Raw genomic sequence first — 19,984 nt, 5'->3', positions numbered from 1 at the left:
TGCGGCGAGCGGCGCGGCGCCCAGTCCGGCGCGGGCCGCGTCGAGGACACCCGCGAGATAGCCGGCCTCGACGACGACCGTGGCCGGGGAAGTGGTCGGCGCCGTAGGCCCCGGCGCTGGCAGATCTCCCCGCCCTTCCTGCGAAACCCCAGTTCAGGCGGGCATCTGGCCATGTGTCAGGTGGCGCAACACTCCAGCAACACCGCTTTCCCTACCAGATAGGTATGGTCCGAAGCATGCCACCCGCCGACCGCATCCGAGACCACGCCGGCCAGGGCGCGACCACCGTCGCCGCCCACCGTGCGCGGCGACGGCTGCGTGCGGACCGGGCTCGCCAGCTCGCCGACCTGCTCCGCCACCAGCTCCTGGCCGGGGGGTTCCCGGAGGGCGCGCTTCCTCACGAGACGACCCTCGCCACGGACTACAGCGCCTCCCGCAACACCGTTCGCCAGGCCCTCGACCTGCTGCGCGCCGAGGGTCTGGTCGAACGCCTCCCCGGCGTCGGCACGGTCGTCGTGGCCCAGAAGTACCCCCACGGACTCGACCGCCTGATGGGCCTCGCGGAAACCCTGCTCGAACACGGCCGTGTCACCAACGAGGTCCGCACCGTGGGCCCCGTCCCCGCCCCGTCCCCGGTGGCCGACCGCCTGCACGTCCCACCCGGCACCGACGTCCTCTACATCGAACGTCTGCGCCGGCTGAACGGCCTGCCCCTGTCCCTCGACCTCACGTACATCCCCCTCGACATCGGCACGGCCCTGCTCGGCGAGGACCTGGAGAACACGGACATCTTCCGGCTCCTGGAGACACTCACCGGCCGGTATCTCGGTCACGCCGAGATCAGCCTTGAGGCGGTGAACGCGGACGCCCACTCCGCCGCCGTACTGCAGGCACCGCGGGGTACGGCCGTCCTGATGCTGGAACGCCTCACGTACCTCGCCGACGGGCGACCCGTCGACCTGGAATTCATCCGCTTCCGCGGCGACCGCATCTCGATGAGCGGTCTGCTGCACCGGTCCCTGTGAACACCCCACTCGCGCACATTCCTGGAGACAGCCATGCCCTTGGTGCCCCACCGGGCCGACGTGCCCGTGACCGTCGACGAGTCGAAGTGCATCGACGGCTGCACGCTCTGCGTGGACATGTGCCCGCTGGACTCCCTCGCCATCGACGAAAGCAACGGCAAGGCATACATGCACGTCGACGAGTGCTGGTACTGCGGCCCGTGCGCGGCCCGCTGTCCCACCGGAGCCGTCACGGTCAACATGCCCTACCTGCTCCGGTGAAAGGCCGAACTCCCATGAAACGCCCAGCACTTGCCGCAGCCGCCGCCCTGCTCCTCGCGCCGCTCACCGGCTGCGGCGGCAACGCCGCGGCCGGAGCTGACGGCTCCACCGTCACGGTCACCGTCGGCTACCAGTCCAAGACCATCAACACGGTCACCGCGGGGACCCTCCTGCGCTCCCTCGGCTACCTGGAGAAGCAGCTGAACTCCCTCGACGACGGCCGCACCTACAAGGTCGACTGGCAGGACTACGCCACCGGCGCCCCCATCACCGCCCAGATGACCGCCGGGAAGATCGACATCGGCTCGATGGGCGACTTCCCGCTGCTCATCAACGCCGCCCGCGGCCAGCAACTCGGCCGCCCCACCCATCTGGTCTCCGTCACCGGCTACAACCTCCGCGGCGGCCTCAACACCATCGTGACCGCCCCGGACTCCAAGCTCACCTCCCTCAAGGACCTCAAAGGCAAGAAGATCTCCACGAGCGTCGGCTCCGCCGCCGACGGCACCCTCGTACGGGCCCTGCAGCGCGCCGGCGTCGACCCGAACGACGGCGTCGAGAAGCTCAACCAGCAGCCCGCCGTGGGCGCGTCGGCCCTGGCCGCGGGCAGCGCGGACGCGCTGTCGCAGTTCGTCGCCTGGCCCGGCCTGCTCACCTACCAGGGCAAGGCGAAGGCCCTCTACGACGGCGCCCGGCTGAACCTGCCCACTTTCCACGGCGTCACCGCCCGCGAGGACTTCGCCAAGAACGACCCGGCCGTGCTCGAAGCCTTCCTCAAGGCCCAGGCCGAGGCCACCGACTACCTCAACACCCATCCCGTGGCCGCCGCCGAGAAGGTCGCGAAGGCCACCGGCCTGCCCGCCGAGGTCGTCTACCTCTACAACGGCGCCCACGGCATCTCCACCTTCGACCCGGCCGTCAAGCCCCAGCTCGTCTCCGCGCTCAAGCAGGACGTGTCGGTCCTGAAGGCGGCGAAGCTGACCGGCGATGTGGACGTGGACTCCTTCGTCGACGACCGGTACGTGAAGAAGGCCCTCGGCACGTCGTACGACAAGCGGCTCGCCGCGGCTCCCCCGGCGGCCGCGAGCGAGGCATGGCCCAAGGGCGCCGAGGAGACCAAGGCGTTCAAGTCCCCGGCGGAGCTCCTGACGTACGTGGCCGCCCACCGCGACGGCATCCGTGCCGCCTACGTGCCCGACGCCACCACCGGCACCCTCTGGTTCGCCGACAAGGCCGTCTGGGTGGCCGACGGCGAGAAACTCCTGCCGTTCGTCGCCCCGGCGACCGCGCGGGCGTATGTCTCCGCGCACGGCGGTGCCCGCGTCATCACCTACGCCGACGCCCTGGAGCGTGCCGCGTGAACCCGCCCGCGCCGCGAGCAGGCCGCTACCGGCGGCCACTCCCGCCGATCGGCCGGTATGCGCTGCGGGTGGCCGCCGTCGCGGCCGCCCTCGGCCTCTGGCAGCTGCTGACCGGCCTGGACGTCGACCTGTGGCTGCGCTTCTCGCAGTTCCCCACCGTCACCGATGTGGCCCACGCCTTCGCCGGCCGCCTCTCCGGGGCGGACTACTGGAGGGACCTCGGCGACAGCCTGACCCGCATCGTCGGCGGCTTCCTGCTGGCGGCGGTGCTGGGCGTGGCGGGCGGCGTGCTCGTGGCCCGCTCCCGGCTCGCCGAGGACCTGCTGGGCCCCCTGCTGGAAGTGGTCCGCCCGATCCCCGCGATCGCCCTGGTGCCCGTCGCGATCCTCCTCTTCCCCTCCAACGAACAGGGCATCGTCTTCATCACCTTCACGGCCGCCTTCTTCCCGGTCCTGGTCTCCACCCGGCACGCCGTCCGGGCGCTGACCCCGGTGTGGGAGGAGGCCGTGCTCACGATGGGCGGCGGCCGGTGGCGCATCCTCGGCTCGGTCGTCCTGCCGGGCGCGCTGCCCGGCATCTTCGGCGGCCTGTCGGTCGGCATCGGCGTCTCGTGGATCTGCGTGATCTCCGCCGAGATGATCTCCGGCCAGTACGGCGTCGGCTACCGCACCTGGCAGGACTACACGATCGTCGACTACCCCGGTGTCTTCGTCGGCATGGTCACGATCGGCGTCCTCGGATGGCTCACCTCCACGACCGTCGAGCTGTTGGGCCGACGCCTGACCCGCTGGCTGCCCCGCACGTCGTACGTCCCCGGAACCCGGCCGGCGGCACCGCGCACGCTCGCACCCGCCCGGCCGGCCCCCGCCGCCGCCTCCGCCGTACGGACCGGACAGTCCTCCGACACCGAGGAGGCACGCGATGAACACCTCGTCTGACACCCAGCCCGGACTCCGTACGGTGGACCAGGCGCCGTCGTCCGTACGCGGCACCCGGCTCACCCTCCACGCCGCCACGCTCGGCCACCCCGACGCGCCTGTTCTGGCCGGCGTCGACCTGGTCATCGCGCGGGGTGAGATCCTCACCGTCGTCGGATCCTCCGGATGCGGCAAGTCGACCCTGCTGCGCAGCCTGGCGGGCCTGCTGCCCCCACTGGCCGGAGAGATCGACCAGGACGGGCACCCCCTGGCCGGCCCGTCGGCCGAACGCGCCCTGATCTTCCAGGAGGACGCCCTCCTGCCCTGGCGCACCCTGCGCGCCAACGTCGGACTCCCGCTCGCCATCCGCCGCGTCCCGCGCTCCGAACGACGCGTCCAGGCCGAGGAGTGGCTGGCCCGGGTCGGACTCGCCGACCACGCCCGGCAGTTGCCGCATCGCGTCTCCGGCGGGCAGCGCCAGCGCGCCCAGTTGGCCCGCGCTCTGGCCGGGCGCCCGCGCGCCGTCCTCATGGACGAGCCGTTCGGCGCCCTCGACGCCCAGACCCGCGCCGGTATGCAGGATCTGCTGGTGGAGGTGCTGCGGGGCACGGGCGCGACCGTCGTCTTCGTCACCCATGACGTGGACGAGGCCCTGTTCCTCGGCGACCGCGTGGCCCTGCTCGGCGCCGGCCGCCTCCTCGCCGTACGGGACGTGCCGCGCCCGCGCGACCGTACGGCCCTCGGCGACCCGGCCCGCACGGCCCTGCGCCGCGACGTCCTCATCTCGCTCGGCACGTGAAAGGCACCCCGGTGAACACCCGCGCGAACACGCCCACGGAGCCCCTCCGGATCCCCGCTCTCACCGAAGCCGAGGAGCTGACCTGCGACGTCCTCGTCATCGGCGGCGGCACCGCCGGCACCATGGCGGCCCTGACCGCCGCCGAGCACGGTGCGAACGTCCTTCTCCTGGAGAAGGCACACGTCCGTCACTCCGGCGCCCTCGCCATGGGCATGGACGGCGTCAACAACGCGGTCGTCCCCGGCCGCGCCGAACCCGACGACTACGTCGCCGAGATCACCCGCGCCAACGACGGCATCGTCGACCAGTCCACCGTCCGCCAGACCGCCACCCGCGGCTTCGCCATGGTGCGGCGGCTGGAGTCGTACGGCGTGAAGTTCGAGAAGGACGAGCACGGCGAGTACGCGGTCCGCCAGGTCCACCGCTCCGGCTCCTACGTCCTGCCGATGCCGGAGGGCAAGGACGTCAAGAAGGTCCTGTACCGGCAGCTGCGGCGGCGCGAGATGCGCGAGCGGATCCGCGTCGAGAACCGGGTGATGCCGGTGCGGGTGCTGACGGCGGGCGAGGGTGGGGACCGGCGCGCGGTGGGGGCGGTCGGCTTCAACACCCGCACGGGCGCCTTCGTCGCGGTGCGCGCGGGCGCCGTGATCCTGGCGACCGGCGCCTGCGGCCGGCTCGGACTGCCCGCCTCCGGCTACCTCTACGGCACCTACGAGAACCCGACCAACGCGGGCGACGGCTACGCCATGGCCTACCACGCGGGTGCCGAACTCACCGGCATCGAGTGCTTCCAGATCAACCCGCTGATCAAGGACTACAACGGCCCCGCCTGCGCCTACGTCGCCAACCCCTTCGGCGGCTACCAGGTCAACCGCCACGGCGAACGCTTCGTCGACTCCGACTACTGGTCCGGCCAGATGATGGCCGAGTTCGCGGCCGAGATCGCGAGCGACCGGGGCCCCGTCTACCTGAAGCTGAGCCACCTTCCGGAGGAGTCGGTCTCGGCCCTGGAGTCGATCCTTCACTCGACCGAGCGCCCGACGCGCGGCACGTTCCATGCCGGTCGCGGCCATGACTACCGCACCCATGACATCGAGATGCACATCTCCGAAATCGGCCTGTGCGGCGGCCACTCGGCATCGGGCGTACGGGTCGACGACCACGCCCGTACGACCCTCCCCCGCCTGTATGCCGCCGGCGACCTGGCCTGCGTGCCGCACAACTACATGATCGGCGCGTTCGTCTTCGGGGACCTGGCCGGAGCGGACGCTTCCCAGTACCAGGTCTACGAGGGCGAGTTGCCCGAGGACCAGATGCGCGAGGCCCACGAGCTGATCTACCGCCCGCTGCGGACCCCGGAGGGCCCGCCGCAGCCCCAGGTCGAGTACAAGCTGCGCCGCTTCGTGAACGACTACGTGGCCCCGCCGAAGTCCGGCGCCCGTCTCTCCCTGGCCCTGGAAGCCTTCGAGCGGATGCGGGACGATATCGCCGCGATGGGGGCCCGGACCCCGCACGAACTCATGCGCTGCGCCGAGGTCACCTTCATCCGCGACTGCGCGGAGATGGCCGCGCGCGCCTCCCTGGCCCGCACCGAGTCCCGCTGGGGCCTCTACCACGACCGTCTCGACCATCCCGAGCGCGACGACGCGACCTGGTTCCACCACCTCGACCTGTACAAGTCCCCCTCTGGGGCTATGGAGTTCACGGCCCGTCCGGTGGCTCCCTACCTGGTCCCGGTCGACGGCTTCACCCCGTTCGGCGGCCCCTCCCGGCACGTCGGCGAGGTCCACCCGGAAGGTGTGGCGACGGCAGGGGCCCGGGAAGCGGCGCCGGTGGCGTTGCGGCGGGAACCCACCGTGGCCGACACGGCCGCCCACCCCCGGGCCGACACGGACGCGCGGGCCACACCCCGTCTGCTCGAACTCCTCTCTCTCGCAGAGGACGAGCCTGATCTCTCCGTGCTCGCCGACTTCTTGACGGACCCCGAGTCCAGCGTGCGCCGGACGGCCGTCACAGTCCTGTCGGAGATCGCGCCCCCGGGCACCGGACCGGCTCTGGCTTCGGCGCTCACCGATCCCGACGCCGGCGTCCGCGCCGCCGCGGTCGCCTCACTGCGCGAACTGGCCGAGACGCTGCCGCCGGAACCGGCCCTGCGCGACGGTCTCGCCGCCGCCCTGTCCGAGGCCGACTCCGCCGTCCGCGCCGCCGCACTGGACGTACTGCGTGCCCTGCGCCTCGGTGACGCCGAGTGGTTCGCGCGCTCCCTGTCGGATTCCGACATCGCCGTACGCGTCGCGGCCGTGCGCGCGCTGGTGTCGGTGGACGCCTCCGTCGAGGTGGCCCGCGCAGCGGCCGTCGATCCGTCCCGCGAGGTCCGCGTCACGATCGCCAAGGCCCTGGCCACCATGGGCACGGGCTCGGACACGGTCTGCTCGGCTCTCGCCGCGCTCGTCGACGATCCCGACGCCCTGGTCCGGGGGGCCGCCTACGAGGCTCTGGGCGCGACGGGCTGCCCGGAAGCCCTGGCCGCACGCGCCGAGGCGGCCCTGTCGGACCCTGCCTGGCAGGTCCGGGCCGGGGCCGCCACCGCACTGTCCGTCGCGGACTCCGTCCTGGCCGTCCCAGCCCTCGCCAAGGCCCTCACCGACCTGAACGCCGACGTCCGCAAGGCCGCCGTACTGGCCCTGACCCGGCATCGTGCGGCCGAGGACGCCCGAGCCGCCCTGGCCGGCGCGACGACGGACCCGGACGCCGACGTCAGGGCCTACGCGGCGCGGGCGCTGTGACCGCGAGCCGCCGTGCGGCCGGGAGGCGTCCCGTGTTCTGCTCGACGCACCGTGCCACGTTCGTGCCGAGCGTGATCCCCGACTCGTCGGCCGACCTCGTGTGGACGCCGGAGAAGACCCGGGCGTCGACGTTCTCGTCCGGGAGCTGCTGCCAGGTGGTCTGTGCGGCGGGTCCGGGTCTCGCCCGGCGCGGTGGGGCTGGTCAGCGGGAACGGGGCGGTACGCGGACCTGCGAGCGCCGACAGGACGGTCCGCGCGGCGCCCGCGCAGGTGTTGCGGCCTCGCGGACAGTCCGGACGCGCCGGGATGGTGTCGGTCAGGGATTCGTCCATGCCTCGGGGTCCTCCGCGAGGCTCAGGACCTCGTCGGGCAGCTTGGCCGCGGCCACGTGGGCCAGGGTGACCTCGCCGAGGATCTTGCGGACGTTGGCGCGTACGGCGATCCACAGCGGCAGCAGCGACTCCGCGGGACCGCAGTAGGAGAGCCCGGGTGGGCGCACTCCCCGCACCGAGACCAGGGGGCCGTCAGCGACGCGGATGACGTCGGCGATCGCGATCGACTCCGCCGGGCGGGCGAGCCGGTAGCCGCCCTTGCCGCCCCGCTGACTGACCACAAGACCGCCCCGGCGCAGGTCGCCGAGGATGCCCTCCAGGAATTTGTGCGGGATACCCTGCGCAGCGGCGATCGCCTCGGCCTTCAGCGATGCCTCGCTCCCTGCTGCGGCCAGCTCCAGTGCCGCCCGCACCGCATAGTCCGCCCGCGCCGAGATACGCATACCGCGATTATCCATGACAGTCGTGTCCGCCCGCCGCGCCGGTCGCCCTCCCGGTCAGGCTGGAAGAGCGAAGGGCGGGCGCGCGCCGTTGAGGAAGTAGTCGCCCACCTCGCGCAGTCCGTGGGAGTCGGCGGAAGCCACCGTGCGTACCACGATCGAGCGGTGAGCCGGTCCATCCCCCGCTCCCGGAGCAGACCGACATTGAATCCACACGGCGACAGTTCACGTGCGGTCCCAGCTCCAGCCGGACCCGCCCACAGCCAGACCCCATCGGCCAAGCAGCCGCCGTGGAGCCTCGCTGGCCGTCGTCGGCGCGGACCGCGACGGGAACCGCGGTCAGACGCCCTGACGAACGGACGGGCCAATGCTTCTTCTAAGCGCCTGCTCCATTCTTGGACGTACAAGCTCTTCCGCGACCCATCAACGGCATGCCACGGTCAGCCACGCAGGACGCCGTCTTGCTGCAGGTCGACCCCCTCAACACGTCGACTTCATGACGTACGTACCGAGATCGTCGGCTTCGACGATGCCCGGGAGCGAACCACCCTTACGCAGGGGCGTGACATGGCGGGTCGCTGTCACCTCTGTCAGCATTTCCCCAGGCTATACGGCCCGACTTCCTGCCAATCCGCGGAAGCGGATCAGCGCCGTACAGCCGGGAAATCCCCCCGCTCGGCCCTGGGGAGAATCCAGGGGAGTCCCGGACGGGATTCCGCGCCGGGAGTCGACCGATGAGACGGTCGGCTCCCGGCGTCGCCGTGTACGCACGCGAATCCGCCGCCGTGAGGTCCGGAAGTCGCGGAGGCCGATCCTCTGGCGGGGGCTCTCAGGCGTGCATGTAGTCGTAGTCGCACCGGGCGCCGGCGGCACCGGGACGGGCCGTGCCGAGACACACGAACAGTTTCAGATCGGGCCCGTTGTCGGCTGGGGAGGAATCCCAGGAGTCCAGGGTCGTACTCCAGGGGCTCGAGGTGTTGTCCGTGCCGATCAGCTTCGTCACCCCGCCGTGTCTCACATAGGCGCGGGCGGCCACTCCGTCCGCTTCGAAGTCATGCACATAGCTCTCGTGGCCGTTGTGGCGATAGGCGTAGCCCGTATCGGGGCTGACGCAGAAGTGTCCCTTGACGGAGCCGCCGAGATGCCCGGCCGAGTTGTTGACCGTCTTCCAGAGCGTTGCGCAGGTCGGGGCTGCCGCCGCCTGGGCGGGCTGGGCCATGGCCAGTCCGCCGAGGACCGCGCCGGCGCACGCCATCGCCAGGGCCTTGCCGCGTATACGGCCGATCAGATTCCGCACAGTGTTTCTCCTTCTGACGTCGCTGAGTTCCGGAACGAGGGATCCCACGGTCGCAGCCTGGTGCGGGCGAGGTACATGACGAGGAATGCACGTCACTTGACGATCCGTGCACACAGCGGTCGTCGACCTCCTGGGCTGCCGGGCCGGTTGAGGCTGTGGCGGTACCGGCGGTCGAGGCCGTGCGGGAGGCTGTGTCGGTGGTGATCCAAGGTGCGGACTGCCAGCCGATCAAGGCTGTCTTCGGAGAGGGACGGGCCTCGAAGGTCTGACGTCGGACACCGTTTAGCCCGTTCGGACGCGATGCGGTGCGCCGCGTGCCGTGACCGGGCGGCCGGAGAACAATGAGCGCCATGTCTCATATGCCGCCGGGTGGTGGCGGTCGGTCCCCGCTGGGCGCGGAGACGCCCGCGGAGCGGGCGGACCGCAATCTGATCGAACTCCTCCAGGAACTGAGGGTCGTGCAGACCGGTGTGCAGATCGTCTTCGCTTTTCTTCTCGGCATCGCCTTCACCAGCCAGTTCCCGAATCTCGACACCTTCGAACGCGCCACGTATGTGGTGACGTTGCTGCTCACGGTGATCTCATCGGCGGTGCTCGCGACTCCGGTCGCACTGCACCGAGCGCTGTTCCACAAGGGTGCCAAGATCCGGATCGTCGCGCTGTCGGCCCGGCTCGCGGAACTCGGTCTGGTCTTCCTCGCCCTCGCGCTCAACGGCGCTGTTCTGCTGATCATGAACGTCGTCCTCGGCCGGACCGCCGCTCTCGCGATCACGGCCGCCACCCTCGTCATGTTCACCGGCCTGTGGTTCGCCCTCCCGAGAGCACTGCGCCGCCCGATCCCCTGACCCTCGCCACAACCCGTCTCCTGACCCGCATCGCACCGTGCGGGAACATCCCGGTCTCAGCGGCCGGGGCGTGCGGCGACCATCGCGTCGTGGAGTTCCTCGGGGCCTGGAACGGGGGGCAGCGGCGACAGCGCCGCCGGTCCGGGACGGCAGGAGTCGAGCAGCAGGGCGACCAGCCGCCGCCACGCGCCCGGCGCGGCGTGGCGAGTGGACGAGAGCACCCCGGCGTTGGCCATCAGGAACAGCATGACGTCACCGCTCGTCAATTCGGGCCGCAGGCTGCCCTGTTCCTGTGCGCGTCGGATCAGCGCGTCCACGGCCGCCACGGCCCGGGCACGCGGCTCCTCCATGCCCGGTGACTCGGGGAAGCAGGCGGTGAAGCCCTCGGTCACCCCCCGGTCGGCGGCCTGCGTGGCGCAGACGCGCTCGACGAACGCGCCGACCGGGAACGGACCCCGGTCGGCGCGGCGCGGACCACGGGCGGTGGTGTCAGCCGAGGTGCCGGGTGAAGAACCGCAGCGTGCTGTCCAGTTCGAACGCCGGGATCTCCCCGTGCTTGCCCGGGTTGGCGTGCAGCGTCTTCTCGGTGGAGGACAGAGCGTCGAACAGCGCCAGGCTCCGGGCCCGCGGCACCCGCTCGTCGTCCCACTGCACCAGGAACTCGACCGGGACCGTGATCCGCGCGGCGGCCTCGGCCGGAGCCGACGCCCCGCCCAAGCCCAGCACCGCCGCCCGGACCCGGGGTTCGGCGGCGACGAAGGGCACGCCGAGTCCGCACCCCAACGACACACCCCAATAGCCCACCGGACCGGCGCCGACGTGTTCGAGTCCCTGGACCGCGTCCAGCACCGACCGCCATTCCGGGACGGTCCGACGAGCCACGAGCGCCTGGAAGTCGGCGATCAGCGGAGCCAGATCTTCTCCTGCGTCCACGCGGGCCCGATTCTCGGTCGCGATCCGGTCGTACTCCTCGTCCTTCGGCCGGTCGCCATGGCCCGGCACGTCGACCACCGCCACCGCGAAGCCGCACTCGGTCACGAATCGGCGCGCACGGGCCGTGATGTCGGGCGCCTTCTTGTGCCGGCCACCGCCGTGTCCCATCAGGATGAGGGGACGAGTACCGGCGGCGCCTTCCGGCGTCCATAGGACGCCGGGAATCTCACCGAGCGCGAAGAGTTGTTCGAAGATGCCGTCCGACGACGTCTCTGAGATGAAACGCATAGGGTTTCAAGCCTTTCGGGATGCCTTCCGCGGGCACTCCCTAGGCCGTACGAGGGAGGGAGTCCCGACCTGTCGAAGCGTTGATCGGTCTCACCTCCTCGGTTCGCAACGGCGTGCGGCGACGTCGAACGTATCACGAACGGCTTCACCCGCGTGTGCGATTCCCGCCGGAGCGGAGCCTGTCGGGATATCCACATATCCACTTGCCACCGCCGGGTCCGGGATGCGAACGATTTTCCATGGATGACGACGTCAAGGTCCCTGAGTTCCCCCGTCAGTTCGCCCGCACCCAGCGCTTCTCGCTCGGCGAACCGGATCGTTTCACCGTCTCACCGGACGGCTCACGCGTGCTGTTCGTCCGCGGGACGAGCGGCGACGACAAGGTCAGCAGGCTGTGGTCGTACGAGGAGGGGCGGGAGCGGATGCTCGCCGACCCCCTGGCCCTGGGCGAGGACTCGGACGCGGTGCCCGAGGCGGAACGGGTTCGCCGGGAGCGGGCCAGGGAGCGGTCGTCCGGTGTGGTGTCGTACGCGACCGACGCCGAAGTCCGGCTGGCCGCCTTCGCGCTGGGCGGCGCGCTCTGGACCGTACGGACCGACGAGGGCGGCGGGAGTCCGGGGTCGCCCCGGCGGATCGTGACCGCGGGTCCGGTGGTCGACCCGCGCCCCTCGCCGGACGGCGCCTTCATCGCGTACGTCACCGGGGGCACGCTCCATGTCGTACGCGCCGACGGCACCGGCGACCGTCTGCTCGCCGCGCCCGAGAGCCCCGAGGTGACCTATGGCCTCGCCGACCATGTGGCGGCGGAGTCGATCGGCCGGGCGCGCGGGTACTGGTGGTCGCCCGACGGGGACGCGCTCCTGGTCGCGCGGGTGGACGACACCCCGGTGCGATCGTGGTACCTCGCCGATCCGGCCGACCCCGCCAAGCCGCCGAGGCGGATCGCGTATCCGGTCGCGGGAACGGCCAACGCGGAGGTGTCGCTGCACATCCTGGGGCTGGACGGCGGCCGGGTACGGGTGGAGCTGCCCTCCGCCGCCGACGCGGAGTTCCACCCGCCCGGCGAGTGGACCGACACCGCCTTCGAGTATGTGACCGCGGCCGGCTGGGACGGATCCGGGCCGCTCGCTCAGGTGCAGACCCGTGACCAGCGCTCCTTGTGCCTGCTGGCCGTCGATCCGGCCACCGGAGCGACCGAGCCACTGCACCGGGACCGCGATCCGGCATGGGTGGAACTGCTGCCGGGCACTCCCGCCCGTACCTCGTCCGGCGCCCTCGTCCTCCCCCACTACGGTGACGACGGTGTGCGCGGACTGCGGATCGGCGATGCGACGACCCCGGCCGGGCTGCATGTCCGCGAGGTCGTGGAGACGGTCGGGGACAGGGTGTTCTTCACGGCGAACGAGGAGCCGACCGAGTTCCACGTCTGGTCGTACGACCCGGCCGCCGGGTTCGTCCGCCTCAGCCAGGGCCCGGGTGTGCACTCGGCGGCCGCAGGCGGCGACACCGTCGTACGGAACAGCGCGACCGGGGAAGGCAGGACGGTGACCGTGCTCCGCGACGGGAAGCCGGTCGGCCGGATCGAAGTGCTCACCGAGGAGCCGGTACTCACTCCGAGGCCGGTGTTCCTCTCGCTGGGCGAGCGCGAGTTGCGCAGCCAGCTCTTCCTCCCGTCCTGGTACGAGCCGGGCTCGGGCCGGCCGGGACAGCCGGGTGGGGCGGGAGGCACCGGGCGGCTGCCGGTGCTGCTCAATCCCTACGCGGGCCCCGGCATGCAGCTTGTGGTGCGGGCGCGCGCGTGGTGGACGTGTGTGTCGCAGTGGTTCGCCGAGCAGGGGTTCGCCGTTCTGGTGACGGACGGGCGCGGCACTCCCGGCCGGGGCGGGGAGTGGGAGAAGGCCGTCCACGGCGACCGGTTGACACCCGCTCTCCAGGACCAGGTCGACGCGTTGCACGCGGTTCTGGAGCGCCGCCCCGATCTCGATCCGGACGCGGTCGCGATCCGCGGCTGGTCCTTCGGCGGCTATCTCGCGGCCGGTGCGGTGCTGCACCGGCCGGAGGTGTTCCACGCCGCCGTCGCGGGCGCCGCCCCCGCGGAGCGAGGGCTGTACGACACCCACTGGGAGGAGCGGTTCCTCGGGCATCCCGAGGTGTTCCCGCAGGCGTACGAACGCAGCTCGCTGATCCCGTACGCCCACCGGCTCACCCGGCCGCTGCTCCTGGTGCACGGGGTCGCGGACGACAATGTGCACTTCGCCCACGCGCTGCGCTTCTCGTCCGCGCTGCTCGCGGCCGGGCGGCGGCACAGTGTGCTGCCGCTCTCGGGGACGAGCCATATGGTCACCCGTGAGGACCAGGCGAGCAGCCTTCTGCTCCTGGAGGCGGACTTCCTCAAGAGATCTTTGAATCTTTGAGAATCTGAACTCTCCGGCGCACGGGCCCGTAGAAGACCGAGAAGGAGCGACCGGCCGAAGGGTTCGGCCGACTGGGACCGCGGACAAGAAGGAGCGTCAACCATGACCGGATCGCAGGGGCCGTCCCGGACCGTCACCCGCCGGACCGTCGTCGCGGCGGTGGGCGGAGCCGGTCTCACGGTGGCGCTGACCGCGTGCGGCGCCGAGGACGAGGGCGGCGCCGTCGGCAGCGGTACGGCAGGCGGCGGCGACAGCGCCGGAGGCAGCGGCGGCGGTGGCGGCACGGAGCTGGCCAAGGTGGCGGACATCCCCGAGGGCGGCGGCAAGGTCGTCGGCGATGTGGTGATCACCCAGCCGAGGGCGGGCGAGTTCAAGGCGTTCTCGTCGAAGTGCACGCACCAGGGCTGCGCGGTCCAGGGCGTCGAGAACAACGTCATCACCTGCCCCTGCCACAACAGCCGGTTCGACGCGGGCGACGGCAGCGTGAAGGGCGGCCCCGCGACCGCTCCGCTGCCGTCCGCGTCGATCAAGGTGGAAGGCGACTCGATCAAGCTGGCCTGACGCGATCAAGCTCGCCAAGGCGGTTTCGCCGAAGTCCCGTCCGTCGGGCGGGCCCCGCACGGCCGAGCAGCGCATGCGCCGAGCAGCGCATCCGCCGGGCGGCCACCGTTTCGGCGGACGGTCGCCCGCATGTCAGTGCTCTGAGACGGTAGGGCCGTGGCCCCCGCCGGACGCGGCTCCCGCACCCGTGTGGGCGACCCGGTCCGCCGCCACGCGGAGCGCGTCCCCCTCCGCCGCCGCGCGGAGCGCTCCCCCCTCAGCCGCCGCGCGGAGCGCTTCGACCGTCGCCCTGATCGAAGGGCGGCGGTCCGCGTCCGCACGCCACACCGCGTACACATGCCGCCGCACCCGCTGCCGTACGGGAACGAACGCGATCCCCTCGGGCACACGACCGCGCCCGAGCCGCGGGGTGACACAGACACCGCACCCGGCGGCGATCAGGGCCAGCTGGGTGTGGTGTTCCGCGGCGAGATGCGCGATGCGGGGCTCGACGCCCTTCGAGCGGAGGGTGAACACCAGCCACTCGTGGCAGAACTCGCCCTGGGGCCAGGACACCCAGTCGTCCTCGGCGAAGTCCTCCAGATCCACCTCGGAGCGGCCCGCGAGGGGATGGTCGCGGGACATCGCGACATCGGCCGCGTCGTCGAGCAGATGCGCCTGCGCCAGCCCGCCGGGGATCGGCAGCCTCTTGTTGTTCCAGTCCAGCACCACGGCGAGATCGAGATCTCCTCTGACGACTCCCTGGACCGCCCGCGCGGGCTCCAGCTCGCGTGACCGGACGCGCAGTTCGGGGTGCTCGGCACGCAGTCTCGTGATCATCCCGGGGAAGAGCCCGCGCGCCGCCGTCGGAAACGCACCGACCCTGACGTCCCCGACCGCCCGCCCGCGCTGCGCCTCGATATCCGCCTGGGCCAGCTCGACCTGGGACAGGATGCGCGCCGCGTGGTCCGCGAGGAGCAGCCCGGCGTCGGTGAGCCGTACACCCCGCCCGTGCTTGGCGAGGAGCTGCTGCCCCACTTCCCGCTCCAGCTTGGCCATCTGCTGGGAGACGGCCGAGGTCGTGACATGCAGTCCGTCGGCCGCGGCGCTGACGGAGCCGTGGCGGGCGAGGGCGTCCAGCGTTCGCAGGCGCTCCAGATTCAACATATAAGCGATACTAAAAGAACGCGGCAATGAATTCTCGCTTGTTCTACGAGATCGAACGGTCGAAGCTGGAGACCATGACCACCGCCGCGCACTCTCCCGCCCTCCGCGGCCCTCGGCTCGACTGGCGGGTCCGCTTCGCGGTCCTCTCCACCGTATGGGGCTTCAGCTTCCTTCTGATCAAGGTCGGCACCGAGGCGTTCGCGCCCTTCCAGGTCACCCTCGGCCGGCTCTTCTTCGGTACGGCGGTGCTGGCCGTGGCCATGGCCGTACGGCGGGAACGGCTGCCGCGCGGAGGACGGACCTGGCTGCATCTGACGGTGGCCGCGTTCCTGCTCAGCGTCCTGCCGTTCTCCCTGTTCGCGTACTCGGAGCTGACGATTCCGTCCACTCTGGCGGGCATCTGCAACGCCACGTCGCCGCTGTGGGGAATGGCCCTCTCCCTGGTCGCCCTCTCGGAGGACCGTCCCACCCGCCGCCGGTTCGCCGGACTCGGCATCGGCTTTCTCGGGGTGCTGACCGTGCTCGGCGCGTGGCAGGGCTTCGCCGGGCTCGACCTCGGCGGTACCGCGATGGCGCTGCTCGCCGCGATGAGCTATCCGATCGGCTGGATCTACATACGCCGGACGCTGGCGGGCAGTAGGGACTCGCATCTCTCCCTGACCGGAGCCCAGTTGCTTCTCGCCACGGGTCAGCTCGCGGTCGTCACCCCGCTGTTCACCGCGATGCCGACGTCCTTCCCGCTCGTTCCCCTGCTGGCGGTCGTCGCACTGGGCGCGCTGGGCACGGGTCTCGCGCTGCTGCTCCAGTACGGGCTGGTCGACGAAGTCGGACCGACGACGGCACAGATGGTCACCTATTTCATCCCGGTCATCGCCACGGCGGCGGGTGTGGTGGTCCTCGGCGAGCGTCTGGACTGGAACACACCGGTGGGCGCGCTGATCATCCTGGTGGGCGCGGCGCTGACACAGACCCGGTCGAGGACGCCCGCCGCGGCGCGCACGACGGTTCCCGTGTCCGGGCCGGTGGCCGCGTCGGACGGCTCCGGGCCCCGAGCCGCAACCGGCACGCCTATGCCGACACCGACGCCCGCACCCGCACCCGCACCCGCACCCGCACCCGCACCCGCACCACAGCAGTCGAACCCTTCTCAGTCGCCGGCCGCTCAGCCGTAGCTGCGTACCCGCGCCGGTTCGGCCGCCGACGCCAGCGCGTCGGCGATCCGGCCGACCTCGTCCGGCGTCAGGCCCGAGACGGTGATCCGTACCCCCGGCGGCGCGGCGATCCGGAAGCGCGCTCCGGGTGCGACGGCCCATCCGGCCTGGAGCAGCCGCGCCACCGTGCCCGTCTCGTCGGCGACCGGCACCCATACATTCATTCCGCTGCGGCCGTGCGCTTCGACTCCGCGCTCGGCCAGGGCGCGCAGGAGGGCGTCGCGCCGTTCCCCGTACGCGGCCGCGACCGCGAGCGGATCGACCGCCTCCGAAGCCCAGAGGTGGACGACGGCACGCTGGAGCAGCCTGCTGACCCAGCCGGGTCCGACGAACTGCCGCCCGCTCACGCGGTCGACGGTGACCGGATCGCCGGTCAGCACGGCGACGCGGAGGTCGGGGCCGTACGCCTTGGCAGTGGAGCGGACGAAGGCCCAGCTGTCCGTGACCCCGGCGAGGGGGTGCAGAGGCAGATCGACGATCCCGTGACCGTGGTCGTCCTCGATGAGCAGGGTCCGGGGGAAGCGGGCGAGGACGGTACGCAGGTCACGGGCGCGCTCGGCGTCCACGGACGCGCCGGTGGGGTTCTGCGCGCGGTCGGTGACGATGATCGCCCCGGCCCCCGCGCCGAGGGCTCTCTCCACTCCGGCGGGGAGCGGGCCGTCGTCGTCGACCGGGACGGGGACGGGCTTCAGCCCGAGCGCCGGCAGCAGGTCGAGCAGATTTCCCCAGCCCGGATCCTCGACGGCGACCGAATCACCGGGACGCATATGCGCGGCGAGGACGCGCTCGATGGCGTCCAGTGAACCGGAGGTGACGGCGATCGGGCCTTCGGGAACCCCGTCGGCGTCCAGCGCGGCGCGCGCGAGGCGGCCGAACTCCGGGTCGACGGTGGCCTGCCCGTACAGTCCGGGCCGGTGCTCATGGTGCAGGGCCGCGGCGGAGAGCGCTTCGCGCAGCGGCGGCAGCAGCGCGGGGTCGGGGTTGCCCTCGCTCAGACTCCGCACCCCCGGTGGGGCCTCGACCCTGATGGACCCGCGCGAGGTACTGACGGGCCTCGGCCGCACCCGGCTGCCCCGCCGGCCCGCGGTCTCGATCACCCCGCGCTCGCGCAGGGTCCTATAGGCGGCGGCGACGGTATTCGGATTGACCCCGAGCCGGCCCGCCAACTCCCTCATGGGCGGCAGAAGTTGCCCCGGCTCCAGTTCACCCGTCCCGACGGCGCGCTCAATGCCGGCGGCGATGTCCGATGCACGCCGACCTTCGATCCGGTATTCTCCTAGCACAAATCACATTATGCACTAGTACAATGGAGGACGCCAATGCGGGACGCCACCGGGCACACACGCGAACACGAGCAGCGGCAACATCCGTACGAGCCGACCGACCGCACCGTGCCCACCCGCCTCCGCGAGCGGGCCTCGTACGACCGCGAGGTGGTGCACTCGATTCTCGACGCGGCGTATCTCTGCCATCTCGGTTTCATACGGGACGGAGCACCGGTCGTGCTGCCGACGCTCTTCGCCCGGCTCGGCGAACGGCTGTACGTCCACGGCTCGACCGGCTCCCGGCCACTCCGTATGGCGGGCGAACCGGACCCCGGTCTCCCGGTGTGCCTGACCGTGACGCATGTCGACGGCCTGGTTCTCGCGCGGTCCGCCTTCCACCATTCGATCAACTACCGCTCGGTGGTGATCCACGGCCGGGCCCACCAGGTCACGGACCCCGAGGAGAAGCGCACGGCCCTCGACGCCCTGGTGGACCAGGCGGTTCCGGGCCGTTCCCGGGACTCCCGCCCGGCGAACGCCAGGGAACTGGCGGCGACGGCGGTCATCCGGCTGGACCTCACGGAGGTCTCGGCGAAGCACCGCTCCGGGCCGCCGAACGACGACCCGGAGGACATGGATCTGCCCTACTGGGCGGGAGTCGTACCGCTCACGTCGTCGTACGGGCCGCCGGTCCCCGCCGACGGTCTGGCGCCCTCGACCGGGGTGCCGGAGTACATCGCGACACTGTGACGGTCGGCCAGGGAGGCGGCGGGCCCCGGACCGGTCCCCGCACCCCGCCCCCGGCTCGCGAAGCCGAACCGGAACGAGGGCCCGAACCGGAACGAGGAGCTGGTCCGGAACGAGGAGCTGGTCCGGCGCGAGGAGCCGCCCCGCCCCGGAACCGGACCGCGCCGGTCCCGCGAGTTCAATCCGCGCCGTTCCGTCTCCCCATCCGCGCCTCGGCGAGCGCGAGCGCGGCCACGGCCGAGAGCAGCAGCAAGGTACCGGACACGGTCGCCGCCGTCAGGTGTTCGCCCAGGAGCGTCACGGCGATCGCCGCGGCGCTCACGGGCTCGAGGAGCATGATCACCGAGACGGTCGCGGCCCGTACGACGGCGGCGCCGGCGAAGTAGAGCACATACGCCAACGCCGTCGGCACGGCGGCCACGTAGACCATCAGCCACAGCACGCGGGCCGGTTCCCCGGTGTGCGGGATGAGTCCCTCCGCCAGTGCCATCGGCAGCAGACTGACCGCGCCGACGGCGAACGCCCATGCCGTCGTGGCCACGGAATCGCTGCCGCCGTCCCGCCCCAGCCAGCGCGCCAGCAGGGTGATCGCGGCGTATCCGGAAGCGGCGAGCAGCGCGAGTACGATCCCTGCCGGCCGCACGGTACCGCCCTCGCCGCCGAGCACCAGAACCACCAGACCGGCCAGCGCCCCGCCGACGGCCACGAGACCGCCGCGCCCGAGCCGCTCGCCCATCGTCAGCCGCGCGCCCACCGCGATGAGGACGGGACCCGCGCCCAGGGTGACCACCGTGGCCACGGCGAGGCCCGTCGCCTGCACGGCGGCGAAGTAGGCGCTCTGAAAGAGGGTCAGCCCGAGCCCCGTACCGAGGATCCGTATCAGCCTCCGACGCCTCGGCTCGACGACCGCCGCAGGCCCGGTGGACGCTGGGGACGCTGTGGACCCGATGGGGTGCGCGGTCGCGGACGCACGCCGTGCGCGCAGCGCCAGCACACCCAACAGCAGCACGAGTCCTCCGACGCAGCGCCAGAAGGACAGGGAGAGCGGTCCGAGATCGCTGGCCTCGAAGACCAGCGAGGCGGCCGCCCCCGCCGTCCCCCAGGCGACCCCGGCGAAGATCAGATAGAGCAGGCTCCGCCCGACGGGCGCGGGCGCGGACGGCCGCGCGGGCACGACGACGGCAGGAGTGGAAGAGAGATTCGACACGTGTGGTCTCCGTGTGAAGAACGGGATGGCTTCTCGCTCTGCTCCGGCACGCGGACAGCGAAGAGCCGCTCGGGACTACCCGAGCCCGGTCTTCGTCAACGGCCGCGCGCTACGACGCGGGCGGCGGAAGGACGGTCGAATGCATGATC

At 71.8% G+C, this 19,984-nt stretch carries 18 protein-coding genes and 1 pseudogene; 11 read left to right on the top strand and 8 right to left on the bottom strand.

Translation table 11 applies throughout. The features are described 5' to 3' along the window. The first annotated feature begins 236 nt into the window (after positions 1-236). From ACWEFL_RS27085 to ACWEFL_RS27060, 6 genes are read left to right on the top strand one after another with little or no spacing between them, the layout of a single operon-like run. Entirely contained in the window at positions 237-1,025 is a 789-nt protein-coding gene (locus ACWEFL_RS27085; protein WP_451717230.1) for a GntR family transcriptional regulator, read from the top strand. Between the two features lie 33 nt (positions 1,026-1,058). Further along, the gene (locus ACWEFL_RS27080; RefSeq protein WP_451717228.1) at positions 1,059-1,286 is read left to right on the top strand and encodes a 4Fe-4S dicluster domain-containing protein; all 228 of its coding nucleotides are present in this window, start codon (positions 1,059-1,061) and stop codon (positions 1,284-1,286) included. A 14-nt stretch (positions 1,287-1,300) separates the two neighbouring features. Then, the gene (locus ACWEFL_RS27075; RefSeq protein WP_451717226.1) at positions 1,301-2,647 is read left to right on the top strand and encodes an ABC transporter substrate-binding protein; all 1,347 of its coding nucleotides are present in this window, start codon (positions 1,301-1,303) and stop codon (positions 2,645-2,647) included. Continuing rightward, positions 2,644-3,585: an ABC transporter permease gene (locus ACWEFL_RS27070; RefSeq protein WP_451717224.1), complete on the top strand. Its 942-nt coding sequence runs from the start codon at positions 2,644-2,646 to the stop codon at positions 3,583-3,585. Before ACWEFL_RS27075 ends, ACWEFL_RS27070 begins: the two co-directional genes overlap by 4 nt. Next, positions 3,569-4,363, top strand: a complete 795-nt coding sequence (locus ACWEFL_RS27065; RefSeq protein ID WP_451717222.1) for an ABC transporter ATP-binding protein — start codon at positions 3,569-3,571, stop codon at positions 4,361-4,363. The genes ACWEFL_RS27070 and ACWEFL_RS27065 overlap by 17 nt, the downstream gene beginning before the upstream one ends. Before the next feature lie 11 nt (positions 4,364-4,374). Next, positions 4,375-7,149, top strand: a complete 2,775-nt coding sequence (locus tag ACWEFL_RS27060) for a fumarate reductase/succinate dehydrogenase flavoprotein subunit (protein ID WP_451717220.1) — start codon at positions 4,375-4,377, stop codon at positions 7,147-7,149. A 316-nt stretch (positions 7,150-7,465) separates the two neighbouring features. On the opposite strand, the gene ACWEFL_RS27055 is transcribed toward ACWEFL_RS27060, so the two are convergent. The 3 genes and pseudogenes from ACWEFL_RS27055 to ACWEFL_RS27045 form a co-directional block, all read right to left on the bottom strand. After that, positions 7,466-7,924 carry an RrF2 family transcriptional regulator gene (locus tag ACWEFL_RS27055; protein ID WP_451717218.1) on the bottom strand — a complete coding sequence of 153 codons (459 nt, stop codon included), beginning with the start codon at positions 7,922-7,924 and terminating at the stop codon, positions 7,466-7,468. 483 nt (positions 7,925-8,407) lie between these two features. Next, a pseudogene (locus ACWEFL_RS27050) lies at positions 8,408-8,518 on the bottom strand (HipA family kinase); the annotation flags it as partial. Positions 8,519-8,750: 232 nt separating this feature from the next. Continuing rightward, complete coding sequence (locus ACWEFL_RS27045) at positions 8,751-9,218, bottom strand: hypothetical protein (RefSeq protein WP_451717216.1); 468 nt, start codon at positions 9,216-9,218, stop codon at positions 8,751-8,753. A 350-nt stretch (positions 9,219-9,568) separates the two neighbouring features. Here ACWEFL_RS27045 and ACWEFL_RS27040 point away from each other — a divergent pair, with 350 nt between their 5' ends. Then, positions 9,569-10,063: a DUF6328 family protein gene (locus tag ACWEFL_RS27040; RefSeq protein WP_451717215.1), complete on the top strand. Its 495-nt coding sequence runs from the start codon at positions 9,569-9,571 to the stop codon at positions 10,061-10,063. 56 nt (positions 10,064-10,119) lie between these two features. Here the strand turns inward: ACWEFL_RS27040 and ACWEFL_RS27035 are convergent, their stop codons facing one another. Beyond that, on the bottom strand, positions 10,120-10,455 hold the full coding sequence (locus ACWEFL_RS27035; protein WP_451717214.1) for an SbtR family transcriptional regulator: 336 nt from the start codon (positions 10,453-10,455) through the stop codon (positions 10,120-10,122). 97 nt (positions 10,456-10,552) lie between these two features. Then, the gene (locus tag ACWEFL_RS27030) at positions 10,553-11,284 is read right to left on the bottom strand and encodes an alpha/beta hydrolase (RefSeq protein WP_451717213.1); all 732 of its coding nucleotides are present in this window, start codon (positions 11,282-11,284) and stop codon (positions 10,553-10,555) included. A gap of 239 nt (positions 11,285-11,523) precedes the next feature. On the opposite strand from ACWEFL_RS27030, the gene ACWEFL_RS27025 reads away from it, so the two are divergent. Beyond that, on the top strand, positions 11,524-13,698 hold the full coding sequence (locus tag ACWEFL_RS27025) for a prolyl oligopeptidase family serine peptidase (RefSeq protein WP_451717211.1): 2,175 nt from the start codon (positions 11,524-11,526) through the stop codon (positions 13,696-13,698). 102 nt (positions 13,699-13,800) lie between these two features. Then, the gene (locus tag ACWEFL_RS27020) at positions 13,801-14,259 is read left to right on the top strand and encodes a Rieske (2Fe-2S) protein (RefSeq protein WP_451717210.1); all 459 of its coding nucleotides are present in this window, start codon (positions 13,801-13,803) and stop codon (positions 14,257-14,259) included. Positions 14,260-14,391: 132 nt separating this feature from the next. Here ACWEFL_RS27020 and ACWEFL_RS27015 read toward each other — a convergent pair whose 3' ends face one another. Further along, positions 14,392-15,405 carry a LysR family transcriptional regulator gene (locus ACWEFL_RS27015; RefSeq protein ID WP_451717208.1) on the bottom strand — a complete coding sequence of 338 codons (1,014 nt, stop codon included), beginning with the start codon at positions 15,403-15,405 and terminating at the stop codon, positions 14,392-14,394. 74 nt (positions 15,406-15,479) lie between these two features. Here ACWEFL_RS27015 and ACWEFL_RS27010 point away from each other — a divergent pair, with 74 nt between their 5' ends. Continuing rightward, complete coding sequence (locus ACWEFL_RS27010; RefSeq protein WP_451717346.1) at positions 15,480-16,577, top strand: DMT family transporter; 1,098 nt, start codon at positions 15,480-15,482, stop codon at positions 16,575-16,577. Here ACWEFL_RS27010 and ACWEFL_RS27005 read toward each other — a convergent pair. Further along, a complete protein-coding gene (locus ACWEFL_RS27005; protein ID WP_451717206.1) occupies positions 16,568-17,899 on the bottom strand; it encodes an aminotransferase class I/II-fold pyridoxal phosphate-dependent enzyme in 1,332 nt (443 codons plus the stop codon). The two genes, ACWEFL_RS27010 and ACWEFL_RS27005, sit on opposite strands and share 10 nt — an antisense overlap. Positions 17,900-17,935: 36 nt before the next feature. On the opposite strand from ACWEFL_RS27005, the gene ACWEFL_RS27000 reads away from it, so the two are divergent. Then, on the top strand, positions 17,936-18,631 hold the full coding sequence (locus ACWEFL_RS27000; protein WP_451717204.1) for a pyridoxamine 5'-phosphate oxidase family protein: 696 nt from the start codon (positions 17,936-17,938) through the stop codon (positions 18,629-18,631). A 175-nt stretch (positions 18,632-18,806) separates the two neighbouring features. Here the strand turns inward: ACWEFL_RS27000 and ACWEFL_RS26995 are convergent, their stop codons facing one another. Continuing rightward, positions 18,807-19,835, bottom strand: a complete 1,029-nt coding sequence (locus tag ACWEFL_RS26995; protein WP_451717203.1) for a DMT family transporter — start codon at positions 19,833-19,835, stop codon at positions 18,807-18,809. Positions 19,836-19,984: the final 149 nt, after the last annotated feature.

This window comes from Streptomyces sp. NPDC004838, from assembly GCF_053600955.1.
This window is presented reverse-complemented; position numbering and strand designations above follow the sequence as displayed.

What these genes read in the sequence shown, in the direction of transcription:
- ACWEFL_RS27010 (WP_451717346.1), top strand. Translation starts at nt 15,480, where the DNA reads ATGACCACCGCCGCGCACTCTCCCGCCCTCCGCGGCCCTCGGCTCGAC.
- ACWEFL_RS27015 (WP_451717208.1), bottom strand. Translation starts at nt 15,405, where the DNA reads ATGTTGAATCTGGAGCGCCTGCGAACGCTGGACGCCCTCGCCCGCCAC.
- ACWEFL_RS27020 (WP_451717210.1), top strand. Translation starts at nt 13,801, where the DNA reads ATGACCGGATCGCAGGGGCCGTCCCGGACCGTCACCCGCCGGACCGTC.
- ACWEFL_RS27065 (WP_451717222.1), top strand. Translation starts at nt 3,569, where the DNA reads ATGAACACCTCGTCTGACACCCAGCCCGGACTCCGTACGGTGGACCAG.
- ACWEFL_RS27040 (WP_451717215.1), top strand. Translation starts at nt 9,569, where the DNA reads ATGTCTCATATGCCGCCGGGTGGTGGCGGTCGGTCCCCGCTGGGCGCG.
- ACWEFL_RS27075 (WP_451717226.1), top strand. Translation starts at nt 1,301, where the DNA reads ATGAAACGCCCAGCACTTGCCGCAGCCGCCGCCCTGCTCCTCGCGCCG.
- ACWEFL_RS27085 (WP_451717230.1), top strand. Translation starts at nt 237, where the DNA reads ATGCCACCCGCCGACCGCATCCGAGACCACGCCGGCCAGGGCGCGACC.
- ACWEFL_RS27025 (WP_451717211.1), top strand. Translation starts at nt 11,524, where the DNA reads ATGGATGACGACGTCAAGGTCCCTGAGTTCCCCCGTCAGTTCGCCCGC.
- ACWEFL_RS27030 (WP_451717213.1), bottom strand. Translation starts at nt 11,284, where the DNA reads ATGCGTTTCATCTCAGAGACGTCGTCGGACGGCATCTTCGAACAACTC.
- ACWEFL_RS27000 (WP_451717204.1), top strand. Translation starts at nt 17,936, where the DNA reads ATGCGGGACGCCACCGGGCACACACGCGAACACGAGCAGCGGCAACAT.
- ACWEFL_RS27055 (WP_451717218.1), bottom strand. Translation starts at nt 7,924, where the DNA reads ATGCGTATCTCGGCGCGGGCGGACTATGCGGTGCGGGCGGCACTGGAG.
- ACWEFL_RS27080 (WP_451717228.1), top strand. Translation starts at nt 1,059, where the DNA reads ATGCCCTTGGTGCCCCACCGGGCCGACGTGCCCGTGACCGTCGACGAG.